Origin of the sequence: Paenibacillus anseongensis (assembly GCF_009757995.1) — a bacterium.
In the GTDB taxonomy this organism is placed as follows: Bacteria; Bacillota; Bacilli; order Paenibacillales; family NBRC-103111; genus Paenibacillus_E; species Paenibacillus_E chondroitinus.
Window position 1 is genome coordinate 212083 of the sequence record NZ_WSEM01000016.1, and the last position, 12997, is coordinate 225079.

The window sequence follows — 12997 nt, forward strand, 5'->3', positions numbered from 1 at the left end:
TAATTGGAAATATTTTCGTCTAACAGTTACGATACATAAATCCCAAAAAGTGGAGGTATTATGAAAAAAAGAAGAAACACTAGTCTTGTATTGGCCAGCCTATTTACATTACTTCTGGCAAGCAATGTAGTATTGGCGGCGAATGCCGCACCAACCGAAGTCAGGATCGATCAGGTTCAGGTACAAGAGTACGCGACGCAGTATATCGAAAAGGAATATCCTTTTGCGAAAGATCAACTCCTGTTTGTTGACTATCAAGAGAATACGTTTGTAAAACCGAATTTTTACAATATTCGTTATATGCGAGCCATTGATGGTATTCGGTATCCAGGTAACTACATCAATCTTGATATCGATAAAACCGGGAAGGTTGTAGACAAACAAATTTTGTGGGACAAAAACGTTCAACTTCCAGAAAGCGAGCCTGTGATTTCAGCAGAAGAAGCACGCGCGAAGTTCACCGAGCAGTTGGTTCCGACGTTCTCCCAAGTATTCCCGGAACAATTAAACAAAGGTGAAAAGAAAATAGGCATTTATGAAACTGTACTATCGGATGATTGGCAAGTCGATGCAGTTACCGGAAAAGTCCAAGGCGGCATGAAACAACCGGCCTTAGAACAAAATACGAAGATGTCATCTACCAACAAAGAGATCGTACAACCAGTCGACAGTGCAGAGAAAGCATTGAAAAGAGCTAGCGAGCTAGCTGTGATTCCAACAAATGCTCTAAATCCACTTATTTATCAGGTAGTCGAAGGACTCAATAGCAATTTAAGCGGACCCTTTTGGAAAGTAATCTGGAGAAAACCAATAGGAACTGAATACTGCTCGTCTTCTGTGGAAATACAACAGAGCACCGGCGAATTAACTTCACTTTCTAATAGTTGTCCACTTGATGGCAAACACCTTATCGTCGAGGATGAGGCTAAGCAAATATCAGCTGATTATCTTAAAAAAGTGCTACCGCAAGTGGCTTCAGCACTCACGCTGTATGCAATCCATGAATCGTCTTTAACGCTGCCGACACGAATGGGTGATAGAGTTTACACGTTGACATATACTGCAAATTTATCTGGAATTTATTACGGACACGTCTCCATCCTGATCGACATTCAATCCGGCGAAGTTATCTCTGTAAATAACTCCTTGAAAGGCACATTACCTACAGACATCCCACAGTTCGATGAACCAAAACTAAAATCAATGCTTCTGAAAGCGTACGATGTAATCCCAACCTACTATACACCTCCGCTGAACCTGATTAACAAAAAAGAGGATGAGATAATTCAGACTAATCCAGTTACGATTACGGAAGATCCGGTGAAGCCTGTTCTGGTTTATACCCTTGTACGCAAAGCCAACTACAGTAATTATTTTTTGGATGCAAAAGATGCTGTATGGAGGGACTTTTCAACGGCAAAATTAATTACGATAGATCAAATCGAATCGAGGAAATAATGAACAATTGACCGTGCTTCAGATCAAGATACCTTCAGTTGAACCCTTAAAAGCACTCTCCCTCGGATAGCTGAACAGCCTGCCGGGACACACCGGCAGGCTGATTAATTAAACTATAGTTCTACGTTAGTTCAATCCTCTCTGCGTTTTCAAGCCTGCTATTCGCCCAATCCCGCAGTGGAAGCCGATTTTACTTCCGTAGAACAATGATAAAAGAACGGCTCTGTTTCTCTTCTTAAAAAAGTCTTTTTATTTCCCCTGTAAAAGCTTTTTAATCTCCGCCAAATCTTCTTTCACTTCATTCCTAAACTCAGCAAAATCTGCCTCAAGTCTATGCAGATGACCCTGCATATCATCAATTTCTTGCTCCGCTTTATAATTTATTGCAAAATCAATTATAGCTTCTTGTTTGTCTCTTGCTGACTGTCTATTCTGACTCATCATGATAATTGGAGCTTGGAATCCAGCAAGAAAGGATAATAAAAGATTTAATAAAATAAAAGGTGGTTCATCAAAATGAATGACCTTAGTGATCGCCAATGTGTTTAAGATAACCCAAGCTGCCAAAAATACAATGAAGATATTAATAAATTTCCAACTTCCAACAAACTCCGCTACATTATCAGCAAGTTTATCTGACCATTTTGTTGATTTTGCATAATCTTCATTTAAATGGTCATGTATATTGCTTTGAAAATTTTCAACCAATTGTTGAATTCGTCCTGCGTATTCTTTTAAATCCTTTGTGTTTTCCTTCTCCATGTTATCACCATTCCCATTGTATTTGTTTAATTCATCCTTTACTAATTAATATTAGACTCATAGGCCTTATCATTGTCCTTTCAAATTCATGCTCAATCGAGCTCGCAATATCTTTATCTTTAAGAATAATAAATACCAATGGATTTCATACAAAGATCGATTCTCCTCGAAAGCAAGTAAATAGCTGCAGCATACTTAATATAGGGATGCTCATGATTAAGCATTCCATATAATCTCTAAATTTCCCCCTACCCAATCCAAAAGATATTATCAACAATATTTTAACACAATCTATTCCACTAACCGTTACTAAAAAACGTAAAAAGGAGCTGCCGCGTTGCACGCTCCTCAACTATCGTTTCTCATTAGACGTATTGAAAAATGGAGCAGTTGACGCGGCAAACTACTCCAATATCCGTTCAACTAACGTATCCGTTAGCTCAATAGTCTTATGTTTTTATTAAAGTCGCTGCCTATAGTTGTGAGGCTTTCCGATCACTTAACGCACTGACGTCCCGACGGGCTTAGAAAGTTGTATATGGTCACTCGCTTCTCAGAGTGACCCGGAGCGTCAATATGGTGTTAGTCGAAGGAAGTTCTGGAAGCAGCCATTGCATTTAAGGCGTTCTCAAAATAGCTATATACTTCATCTGCAATTTCCAGAAACTCTTCAACAAGTACATTACTATCCAAGTAACAAGCATACAAATAATCAACGAAAGCAGAGTCAATCTCACAATAGTTTAATATAGCATTCTTCATTTTAATAATATCATCTTGCCATACACCTGTATCTTCTAAAACCAAAGAGTATAATGCACGAATTAATCTCTTAGAGTAACCTTTAATATATCTAGTTTTCATTGTGTTATCACTGGTATTAGAAAGTAAACTATGTATACGATCTACTTCCTCCTTGGTCTCTGTATTTAAGTCTAAAATGAACTCTGGAGAAATAATTATCGGTGGTACTTTTTCACCAACGTCATGACCATATATGCAAACACAAATTATCTTTACCCAAAAACCCCACTCATTTGGTTTACTTAATACATCGTCAATCGAGCAAATTATCGTATCAATCTTAGTTACTACTGGATACTCTTCCAAAAGCCTGTCTTTAATATTTGACAATCTTTCGTAATCAATATCTTTGGGATTTACACATACAATAGTAAAGTCTGCATCTGACTTAAAAGGTTTAGCAGTTCCTTTTGGAATCGAGCCACACATATAAATGCTATGAATCTTACCTTTAAATTCGGTAAGTATATTATTTATATACTTATCAACAAAATCCTTGTATTCACTTTGTATTACAATTCTATTTATAACTTTGTCTAAAATCATATAGAATCCTCCTAAACTAAGAATTTCTGTCTTTCGTTCATTTAATTACTACAAAATCTAATTCACAACACTAAATTGTACCTGTAGTATTCATTTCCATCGTCATCGATAAAACATTCGATCATGTTGAAGCCAAGGCTTTCAAAAAGACGACGAGATCGTTTTTTATAAGTGTAGATACCATTGGTGGTGATAGTCTTTCTTCCAAGCTCCCTAGCATGACTAATAATCAATTGGATAACTCGTTTACCTATCCCACTTGAACGATACGCTGAATTTCCAATAACAATAGGAACACCAGATTCTTGAAAAAGGGATACGTCACCAATTGGAAGCCAACCATCAATTGTATTAATTTTAATAATTTATATTTCGGCCTTTTTCGATAAAAAACTATACATTGCTTCAACTCTTTCGAAATCATATGGAGTGGATGCTTCTCCACCTTCAGAATAATAAAGAACTTCAGGCTCTTGGTACCACGAAACAGCAGTTTCAATATCATTAGGTATGATTATAGGACGTAACCGAAAGCCATTATCCATTAAGATCATAGTCATCCATCCTTTACCAAATTAGTTTATACCCATTTTAACACATTACTGGAGATAATCTTTACTGATTTCCTGAGTGTTACTTCAACGGGCAACGGCAGCGGATTGCGTGCCGACTGCCGTCATGTACTGAGTGATTGAACTATCGTACATAACTCAACTTCTAGAGAATGAAAATAAACTCCACCGTAAAGCACCTCCTTCGTCAGCAAGAATTACGGTCTTTTTCAGATCACGTTTTGGGCGCATGTCGCGTATTTTATCGGGAAAGGATTATGACTCGTGGAGGCAAAGACAGTGGGATATTACGTAACGGTAGAGCCAGATGTAAATCTCTACGTAGAGGACATCAACCCGGAAGGAAGCAAGACGATCGTGTTTCTACATGGCTGGCCGTTCAGCCATGACCAGTTCGAGTATCAGTTCGATGTACTGCCTAGCTTAGGATTTCGCTGCATCGGTATCGACTGGCGCGGCTTCGGTAAGTCAGATCGTCCCTATAGCGGTTATACTTTAGAGCGGCTTGCGGACGATATCCGCATAGTCGTTGACACGTTACAGTTGCAAAATTTCGTGCTCGCCGGACATTCGACCGGGGGCGCGATAGCTATCAAATACGTGGTGCGTTACAATGGTGGAGGCGTATCCAAGCTCGTGCTAATAGACGCAGCAGCGCCAAGGGGCTTCACTAAGGAGACTGCAGCGCAGTTGCTAAAACAAACGTTGAACGACCGGGCAAATATGATGCAAGGCATAACTGACATTTTCTTCTTCCAGTACATCACCAAGCCACTCTCGGACTGGTTTAATAAGATGGGCATGCAAGCTGCCGGTTGGTCAACGGCCGCGATCATCATTATGCTGCGCGACTTCGATCTGAATGCCGACCTGCCTAGCATCCAAGTGCCGACACTGATCGTGCATGGTATTCACGACAAGGTTATTCCATTCAGCCAAGCAGAGGAAATGCATCGAAAAATACCCTATTCACGGCTCGTTCCGTTCATGTACAGCGGCCATGGTTCGTTCTACGAAGAGCGCGACAAGTTGAATGAGTTACTTCGAGAATTCACTGTAATGAACTAAATGAAGAGAACGGCAACTTTGTGATATTCATAATCGTCTAATCCCATTCAAAATCGCCTCAGATAATAAGAAAGACGAGTTCGTCAACAGTTATGTTACATTAACTAGTCTGCCCTTTACTACAATGAAACAAGGGACAACTGCCTGTCGCGGCAATCTGTCCCTTGTTTTTGAACTATCGTCTCCCGTTAGTTTAGTCTCTACCATCTATTTATCGGATCAACAACTTCCCCTGTTGTATCCAAGACCAAATTCGGTAAGACCTATTTTGTTATGCAATGCTGCCATTTTCTGCAATCTAAATGGGGTTCCCATAAGTCTTGAAAATGACGATGGGACACCCTTTTTATCTCTTCCGATCGTCATTGCTCAAGTGGACAGCATTTCTAAAGCAAATGTCCGCCAGACACTTCAATGTCCTGGGCTGTAACCCAGCTGAAATCATCAGACACTAAGTTCACAATGACCTTCCCAATATCTTCGGGTTGGCCGATTCTGCCAAATACTGATTGCTCAGCCAGCGGCTTAATGAATTCAGGATGTTTATCGAATACTCCATCGCCAAAATTGCTGTGCGTAGGACCGGGCGAAACTGCGTTAACCCGAATTTGGCGAGGTGCAAGTTCTTTGGCGATGTAGCGAGTCCAAGTTGAGAATGCTGCCTTTAACGAGCCGTAGATGGAGTATCCTGGAAATGATTGGTTTTTGGATGAGCTCGTGGTATTTACAATAGCTCCAGCATCTTCCATGAATCCGACAAGCTGTTGTGTTAAAAAAATCGGTCCTTTGAAGTTCGTATTAAGAATCTTGTCGAAATATTCTTCGCTCATGTCAGATAACATCATTGGCCCGCCAATACCGCCATTATTAACTAAGTAATCAAAAGTCGTTCTGTTCCAAACTTCTTTAAGGTTCTTTTTCACTTCTAAAACGAAACCTTCGAATGATGATAGTTGAGTCAGATCCAACTTCAATGCTAATGCCCGAACTCCACTATTCTTCTCAATTTCCTTAACAACAGCTTCCGCCCGGTCCTTATAGGAATTGTATGTGAGAATGACGCTAATTCCGCGCTTGCCAAGCCCAAGAGCCGTCGCTTTTCCAATGCCATTACTTCCACCTGTTACAATTGCAATTTTCATAAGATCTCTCCTTTTTTGTGTTCGTTCTAGATTAAATTTTAGTCGTATCTGCTGAAATAATATAGATCTAATCATGCCTTCTTATTGCCTAAAAACACCATAGACCCTTTCGATGAAGCAGGATCATCCCTAATATTTATCACAAGAAGAGCCTAAAAGTGCCCAATCACTTCAGAGTGGTATTGAGGAATAAGTAGTCGTGTAATAAAATAAGTGTATGAATATAATCCATGATGAAATTATTGATCTAATGAAAAGTGCAGGCACTCGACCAATGGAAACCGGAGTACCAGGGCTAAGTATGATTAAGGGAGACATTCCCGCACATCAGCTTGCAGCGCTCTACGAGCCCATGATTGGTTTTACGGTTCAAGGGACAAAGATTCTTTCCATCGGGGAGCGTTGCACAGACCTGAAAGGGCCATCCTATTACGTGTTACCGGTACATGTTCCTGCAACAGCGAGTGTACACTCAGATCGTGATGGCCGTCCTTACATGTCCCTTGGTCTTAGGTTAAATCAGGATGTTCTTCAGAGTTTATTAAGAGATCTCCCTGAAAATCTAATCCCAACTGCTTCCGAGCATTTCACAGCTTGTGAAATAGACAATGAATTTATGGCGGCATGGCTGCGCTTATTGCGATTATCTAAAACACCAAAAGATATTCCAGCTCTTGCACCAGCTTATGAGCGTGAAATCCTTTATCGCGTTCTGATGGGACCACAAGGATGGAATCTGAGGCAATTTGGTCTGCAGGAAAGTAATTTATCTAAGATTTCCCAGATTGTAAAATGGTTTCGCGAAAATTTCATGAGGCCAATAGACATTGGCGAGATGGCATCAAAATCTGGTATGGCTATAAATACCTTTCACCGTCAGTTTAAAAGGGCAACAGGTTTAAGTCCTATTCAATTTCAAAAGCAATTAAGGCTTTTGGAGGCTAGAAACCTCATTTCATTTGAGGGCTATCCAGTAGCAAGTGCCGCATATCATGTTGGCTATCAAAGTCCCTCACAGTTTAATCGAGAGTACTCTCGCTTCTTCGGTTCATCTCCAGCTCGGGACACTGAGAACCTAAGACGAATCGAAAGCACGAGGGATTAAATCATTGACATATCATGCAATCATTCAGAGGAGATTATCGAAATAACAAGTGCGAGATAAAAAATATTGAACCAGTAAAAGATAAAAGCGGCTGCATTAAATGCAGTCGCTTTTTTAGCGGAGGATGCTTGGAATTTGGGACTCATCATGATAGGGACTAAATTTGTTTGTATTCTATCCCGTTACTTCAACGGACAACGGCAGCCGTTAGTATGCCGGCTGCCGTCTTGTTGTGATTGAACTAACGTTTCCCGTTGTTCTCTAGATGGAGTAGGTAGCTTAACCCTTTTATCCGATTTTTAAGCGCTTCCAAATTGACACCCACTTGGGTTCATTAAGGATGAAATAACCTCTCGCATATCCTCTAAGAATATAATGGTTTCATTTCTATATTCCAATTTTATAAAGTTATTATTTTCTAAACCTAACTCTAAATAGATGCTCTTTCCCTTTGTAGAAGAAAGATTGAAGTCTCCATATAGAGCTTCTTGTTCATACCACTTCTCATCTTGTATTAAATTTGGAAGGACTGTTGGTACCATTTCTCTAGAACATTCAGGACATAAAGGAACAAGTTCGGGTGGTATTTTACAATTAATAGTCTCTTCAACCATTTTTCTCACTAGCATTTCATTACTGTATCTCTTGTCATGGCAATTTTGTGCACATTGAAGATATCCATAATTCCCCCGGACCTCGAATATTTTGTGGGCTGAAAACCCTGCCTTTTCGAACTGGCCATCTACATTGGAGGTAAGAATAAAATACTTTTTGTCTTGAACCAACTGATATAAATCCTTATAAATCTTAGTAGGACCAAAATCATAATAGTTAAAGCTGATATAATTTGCCAAATACGCCCATCGCTCCTCTCTCAAAGGGAAAGGATAGAATGCTGATGAGTACCTAACAGTTAAACCATATCTATTTATAAAAGGGCTAAGATTGTCAGAAAACCTTTGCCGCTTGTATGTTTTACCCGCGGCTGCTGATAATCCTCCTCCAGCACCCAATAGAATGTATTCAGTATCTTCCAGCGCTCTTTTTGCCTTTTCTATGCGTTTCTGATAACTATCTCCCATAATCATTGCACCTCCAAGTGTTTTGCATTGGACATGTATCTATGAATTATATAAATTAGGACTGATCACACAATTTAAAATTGTTTTTAGTTATCGATGACATCAAAAGATATGATTAGTCTTATATCCGTTGGATTTTTGTTACCTACGAGTTGTTTGACGATATTAACAAATTCACTTCCAACATTCCATATAATGTTTTATGGGCACTGAAAACACTTAGAGCATGAGTTTTGTACATAGGTGTTTTCTCCTTTCCACAAATCAAACGGTAATGATTAATCTAACGAAATACTTTTGATTAACCAACTTGTGTTTATTATTATAAAAATAAGCGCTTTAAATTCAATGGTTAAAAAAATGAAATCTGTTGATATATCAACACAACAACAAAAAGTGTTAAGTATCTTAGAAAGTTTGGTGAGCATACAATGCCTAAAGTAGATCGGAGAATTATTAAAACGCAGGAATCTTTAAAAAAAGCTCTTATTGAGCTGATGACCAAGAAAAATTTTGACGATATCACTATCCAGGATATTGCAGACCATGCAGACCTAAATCGTGGAACCATTTATCTCCATTATCAGGACAAATTTGATCTATTGGATAAACTTATGGAAGCACACCTGAATGAATTAGGGGAGATAGATGAGTGGGCGTGTAAGCTCGATTGGAACGATGCTCTTATACCTTATTTTGAATATTTCGAGAGGAATTATTTGTTTTTTTCAACTATGTTAGCAAGTACAGGGGTACCTGCAGCATTTAGAACCCGGCTACTTGCCTCTTTTATTGAGGGATTCAAAGGTGAGGTCGATAGAGAAAGCGGAAGAAATACGGAGATAATTGAAGAAGTCATGTTGCAATATGCGGGTACCGCTTATGCAGGTATCATTGAATGGTGGATCAAGTCCGGAATGCCCTATCCGCCTAAAGTAATGGCTAAACAAGTTGGGATACTGTTAGGAAGAACTCTGTAATCCACGCTTACTATTATGGTAGGCCATTGGAGTAAACTGCCCGTTAGTTGAGAAAACGGCAGCCATATGCAGGCTGCCGTTTCTTTGTATTTATTGGGCTATCGTTCTCCGTAATGAAACATCGCTCTTTTTATTGACACATATCTGTTCAGCTATTTGTTGAACACGTTCGATTGTAATTCCATCTCTTTGTTCAACCGCCAGCGGGTGGTCTGTCGGTTCCAGCTCAATATATGGTCTAAGTCCATTTGCCCTGTGGTGGACCTTTGCCTTTAAATTTAACGTATCAGGATAACAAGGTAGAGCAGTAGAAAACCATCCAAGCATTGGTTCTAATAATTCTGATTGGTTCCAATACTCTTTTACTTTCAAATAATTCGCCTTACTTAACGAAACCCAAACGCCCCAAATGAATTCTTCATTTGTCCCGATTATCGGAATTTCGACACAACCTCTAATGAAGTAATGTTCATTGTCCATAACGCATAAGTCTTCACTTAGTTCAAACCTCTTTTCTCGCTCATCGGGTGGGGCAAATTCGTAATAGGCTGGAGCAGCAGTTCCATAACTGGTTGGAAGTTCATCGTGATACTCACCACAGCAACTACATGTATATCCTTTAAGATTCATTCCGTGCCTTCAGTCCCTTCGCTTTTGTTCATACGAATTATTCGCTAAGCGATTAAACTATCCCTTTCCTTAACGAAGGCAGAGAGCAGTTGCCGTGTGGCGGGCTGCTCCCTGCTTATTACGCTATAGTATCCCTTTAACTCAATAAATTGGTGAATAAATTCTATCTGTATCAGTGTCTATGACAAAATCAACTTCAACATCGCTATCGTTCGTGATCCTTTTAAAGTTGTGGAGCCTACAAAATACATTATCAATATCACTTATTTCATATGTTATTTTTTTGGCTTTAAGATACATTTGCTTTAACTGTTGTTTAGAACACTTTTTACCCGTTAGTAAAACATTCAATGTATAACCGTCAATTTCAATTATCATTATCTTCACTACTGGTCGCTAACCAGTCATATAGCTTGAAATTTATTATCCTCATATTAACACACATACCCTATACAAATCTTGCCGTTAGCGGGGAAACGGCAGTCGCTGGATTTCGGCTGCCTTCACAGTTGTTGTATGAAACTAACGTCTCCCGTTAGATTAATGGTGAGACCATTGTTTGTTTTGAACTATCTTTTCTCTTTAGTTTAACTACAACTGCAGTAATTGTAATCGTTTCCATTCTTGAGTAACATGGAGCCATATAGCGGGCAGTATAGAGAGAAGAAACTATCCTCTCATTACTTAAATGATGAAATAAAAAAGAGCTGCTTCAATGCAGCTCTAGTTTGTTTATACTTAAAGGTTACTTGCCTCCAAATCGTATACACAGGCTGATTAGTAGCCTTTTGTCTTATTTTCCATATGGTGCGGTATGTTTTTGTGTGTCAGATTACAAGAACTTCAACCCCGCGGCGCGTTCGTTGAAGTCCTTGATCTACTAGCCAATAAATTCCTGAACCCACTCACCATTATAGTAAGCTATCCCGATTTGGGTGTAGCTGCTACTTAGGATGTTGGCACGATGACCAGGACTATTCATCCATTGGTTCATGACTTCCATCGGGCTACTCTGGCCTTTGGCGATGTTTTCCCCTGCAGAGTTATATGTGACCCCGAATGCAGACATCATATCAAACGGGGATCCATAAGTCGGAGACTGATGATCAAAATAATTATTATTGTACATATCCTGAGCCTTAGCCATGGCTACTTTTGTGAGACTGCTGTTCATGCTAAGGGAACTCAAGCCTGCTTTCGATCTTTCTTGATTCACCAGATCCAAAACTTGCTGCGCGGATTGGGATGGATTTACGGACTCTTGTGGATTGACAGACACTCGCGGATTAGCAGGCTGTTGTGGATTGACAGACACTTGCGGATTAGCGGGCTGTTGTGGATTTACGGTTTGATTCGCTGGGCTTTCTGCCGGTCCATAGTTACTTTGGAACCAATCCAGCCAATTTGAAGCTTCATTGGGTACTTGTTTAATCGTAATAGATGATTTTCCTGCACCCTCAGTAGAAATGGATGATGCTTGAGTTAAGGTTGACGTTGAAGCAGCATTAGGAGCATGAGTTTCAATCTTCGTTTGTTTAGCATTCAATTGATTGTTTGTCGAATTATTACTCGAACAACCCGTAACTAATAGCAACGCTGCTATTATGACCAATGGTTTAATAACAATCCCTCCTGAACCGTTAATGTGTAACGATATCAAATAAAGGTTTTGTAAAGTCCCATTGTTTTATTCAGACCTTAATTAAATTAGACACAAATAAAATATAACTTAGCCGCCGGCTTCTTTTTCTTCCGGGTAGGTGCTCTATCTTTTGTGTTGCTTTTTTTGTTTAATGTCAGACATATGTATGAAACCGGATAAAAACGTTCAGCTCGACAGCATGAATCAACCGAATTTAGAACAAAATACGAAGACATCATCTACCAACAAAAAGATCGTACCACCAGTCGACATTGCAGAGAAAGCACTGAATAGAGCGAGCGAACTCGCTGTGATTCCAACAATTGCTCTAAATCCACTTATTTATCAGGTAGTCGATGGACTTAATAGCAATTTAAGCGAGCCCACAAGAGAGTAACCACCGTATCATCGAGGATGACGCTAAGCAAATATCCAGTTGAGGCAGTCTTTTTTACCGATTTCCGTCTAGTATTTTCAATAAATTATCATTCATTCGCTTAATCTCTTGCCTGAGCTACAAATGTAATCCAATTGCTTTTAAAAATAATTTCTCTACCATCTATTTCTTCTTTAATTTCTTGTTGCACACTTTTCTCTATTGTTATGTTCCAGTCTACGTACACCTCTCTAAGATAAGCGAATACTTTCTCTGTTGAAAGGTTTAATTCAATCAAACCCTCCCGTTCTTCTCCAGTAAGTAGGTCAATTTCCTTTACTTCGGTGCTCATTAATATGCAATTAATCCCGCCGACTGTTGTTCCTGCTTTCATTTCTTCAAGTTTATCTTGAAAAGCTGCTTTTGAACTAACATGCTCTAAACAAGAACAGGCGACAATATAGTCAAATGTATTTTTATTAATCAGGAAATTCTCCACATCAATTACTTGTGAAATGATTGTATCTGTAACTTCATACTTTTCCGCATTTTGCTCTAATAACTGAATAGCCGAAGGCAATAAATCAATACAATATATCTTTCCTTTATACGCCTGAATACTTTGTGCAATGGGGATACTATTTCTTCCGACTCCACAACCAAGGTCTAGAACCTGTATATTGTCTTTTTGTATTTGCGTCAAAATATCGAGAACAACTTTCACAGGGCGCGAAAGCCAGCTGCCAGGTAGAAAAAGTTCTGTTTCTGCATAAAACTTATCATGATATTCCATTTCTTTATGTCGTGCTCGATTGAATAAGTCATTCACT

14 protein-coding genes are annotated in these 12997 nt (G+C 39.2%); 5 read left to right on the forward strand and 9 right to left on the reverse strand.

All coding sequences use genetic code 11. The features are described from left to right. Window positions 1-60: 60 nt before the first annotated feature. A complete protein-coding gene (locus tag GON05_RS17235) occupies window positions 61-1458 on the forward strand; it encodes a YcdB/YcdC domain-containing protein (RefSeq protein WP_157320286.1) in 1398 nt (465 codons plus the stop codon). Between the two features lie 249 nt (window positions 1459-1707). On the opposite strand, the gene GON05_RS17240 is transcribed toward GON05_RS17235, so the two are convergent. From GON05_RS17240 to GON05_RS17255, 4 genes are all read right to left on the reverse strand, one after another. After that, the gene (locus GON05_RS17240; protein ID WP_127458603.1) at window positions 1708-2220 is read right to left on the reverse strand and encodes a DUF1003 domain-containing protein; all 513 of its coding nucleotides are present in this window, start codon (window positions 2218-2220) and stop codon (window positions 1708-1710) included. A 582-nt stretch (window positions 2221-2802) separates the two neighbouring features. Further along, entirely contained in the window at window positions 2803-3570 is a 768-nt protein-coding gene (locus tag GON05_RS17245) for a nucleotidyltransferase domain-containing protein (RefSeq protein WP_157320288.1), read from the reverse strand. A 62-nt stretch (window positions 3571-3632) separates the two neighbouring features. After that, window positions 3633-3935: a GNAT family N-acetyltransferase gene (locus tag GON05_RS40105; RefSeq protein ID WP_181646192.1), complete on the reverse strand. Its 303-nt coding sequence runs from the start codon at window positions 3933-3935 to the stop codon at window positions 3633-3635. Continuing rightward, the gene (locus GON05_RS17255) at window positions 3936-4124 is read right to left on the reverse strand and encodes a hypothetical protein (RefSeq protein ID WP_157320290.1); all 189 of its coding nucleotides are present in this window, start codon (window positions 4122-4124) and stop codon (window positions 3936-3938) included. Between the two features lie 297 nt (window positions 4125-4421). On the opposite strand from GON05_RS17255, the gene GON05_RS17260 reads away from it, so the two are divergent. After that, the gene (locus GON05_RS17260; RefSeq protein WP_181646120.1) at window positions 4422-5210 is read left to right on the forward strand and encodes an alpha/beta fold hydrolase; all 789 of its coding nucleotides are present in this window, start codon (window positions 4422-4424) and stop codon (window positions 5208-5210) included. Window positions 5211-5596: 386 nt separating this feature from the next. Here GON05_RS17260 and GON05_RS17265 read toward each other — a convergent pair whose 3' ends face one another. After that, window positions 5597-6352: an SDR family NAD(P)-dependent oxidoreductase gene (locus GON05_RS17265; protein ID WP_157320292.1), complete on the reverse strand. Its 756-nt coding sequence runs from the start codon at window positions 6350-6352 to the stop codon at window positions 5597-5599. Between the two features lie 217 nt (window positions 6353-6569). Here GON05_RS17265 and GON05_RS17270 point away from each other — a divergent pair, with 217 nt between their 5' ends. Beyond that, a complete protein-coding gene (locus GON05_RS17270) occupies window positions 6570-7457 on the forward strand; it encodes an AraC family transcriptional regulator (protein ID WP_157320294.1) in 888 nt (295 codons plus the stop codon). Window positions 7458-7756: 299 nt separating this feature from the next. Here the strand turns inward: GON05_RS17270 and GON05_RS17275 are convergent, their stop codons facing one another. Then, on the reverse strand, window positions 7757-8539 hold the full coding sequence (locus GON05_RS17275) for a Sir2 family NAD-dependent protein deacetylase (RefSeq protein ID WP_157320296.1): 783 nt from the start codon (window positions 8537-8539) through the stop codon (window positions 7757-7759). Window positions 8540-8970: 431 nt separating this feature from the next. Here GON05_RS17275 and GON05_RS17280 point away from each other — a divergent pair, with 431 nt between their 5' ends. Further along, complete coding sequence (locus tag GON05_RS17280) at window positions 8971-9519, forward strand: TetR/AcrR family transcriptional regulator (protein ID WP_157320298.1); 549 nt, start codon at window positions 8971-8973, stop codon at window positions 9517-9519. 90 nt (window positions 9520-9609) lie between these two features. On the opposite strand, the gene GON05_RS17285 is transcribed toward GON05_RS17280, so the two are convergent. Together GON05_RS17285 and GON05_RS17290 are read right to left on the reverse strand one after the other, a co-directional pair. Beyond that, on the reverse strand, window positions 9610-10149 hold the full coding sequence (locus tag GON05_RS17285) for a DUF2199 domain-containing protein (protein WP_157320300.1): 540 nt from the start codon (window positions 10147-10149) through the stop codon (window positions 9610-9612). An 880-nt stretch (window positions 10150-11029) separates the two neighbouring features. After that, window positions 11030-11743: a CAP domain-containing protein gene (locus GON05_RS17290; RefSeq protein ID WP_246239224.1), complete on the reverse strand. Its 714-nt coding sequence runs from the start codon at window positions 11741-11743 to the stop codon at window positions 11030-11032. Window positions 11744-11942: 199 nt separating this feature from the next. On the opposite strand from GON05_RS17290, the gene GON05_RS17295 reads away from it, so the two are divergent. Further along, the gene (locus GON05_RS17295; protein WP_157320302.1) at window positions 11943-12188 is read left to right on the forward strand and encodes a hypothetical protein; all 246 of its coding nucleotides are present in this window, start codon (window positions 11943-11945) and stop codon (window positions 12186-12188) included. A gap of 100 nt (window positions 12189-12288) precedes the next feature. On the opposite strand, the gene GON05_RS17300 is transcribed toward GON05_RS17295, so the two are convergent. Continuing rightward, on the reverse strand, window positions 12289-12996 hold the full coding sequence (locus GON05_RS17300) for a class I SAM-dependent methyltransferase (protein WP_181646121.1): 708 nt from the start codon (window positions 12994-12996) through the stop codon (window positions 12289-12291). Between the last annotated feature and the right edge of the window lies 1 nt (window position 12997).

Excerpts from the sequence above, each read along its gene's own strand:
- GON05_RS17240 (WP_127458603.1), bottom strand. The coding sequence starts at position 2,220 with ATGGAGAAGGAAAACACAAAGGATTTAAAAGAATACGCAGGACGAATT.
- GON05_RS17280 (WP_157320298.1), top strand. The coding sequence starts at position 8,971 with ATGCCTAAAGTAGATCGGAGAATTATTAAAACGCAGGAATCTTTAAAA.
- GON05_RS17270 (WP_157320294.1), top strand. The coding sequence starts at position 6,570 with ATGAATATAATCCATGATGAAATTATTGATCTAATGAAAAGTGCAGGC.
- GON05_RS17295 (WP_157320302.1), top strand. The coding sequence starts at position 11,943 with ATGTCAGACATATGTATGAAACCGGATAAAAACGTTCAGCTCGACAGC.
- GON05_RS17235 (WP_157320286.1), top strand. The coding sequence starts at position 61 with ATGAAAAAAAGAAGAAACACTAGTCTTGTATTGGCCAGCCTATTTACA.
- GON05_RS17285 (WP_157320300.1), bottom strand. The coding sequence starts at position 10,149 with ATGAATCTTAAAGGATATACATGTAGTTGCTGTGGTGAGTATCACGAT.
- GON05_RS17265 (WP_157320292.1), bottom strand. The coding sequence starts at position 6,352 with ATGAAAATTGCAATTGTAACAGGTGGAAGTAATGGCATTGGAAAAGCG.
- GON05_RS17245 (WP_157320288.1), bottom strand. The coding sequence starts at position 3,570 with ATGATTTTAGACAAAGTTATAAATAGAATTGTAATACAAAGTGAATAC.
- GON05_RS17255 (WP_157320290.1), bottom strand. The coding sequence starts at position 4,124 with ATGATCTTAATGGATAATGGCTTTCGGTTACGTCCTATAATCATACCT.
- GON05_RS17275 (WP_157320296.1), bottom strand. The coding sequence starts at position 8,539 with ATGGGAGATAGTTATCAGAAACGCATAGAAAAGGCAAAAAGAGCGCTG.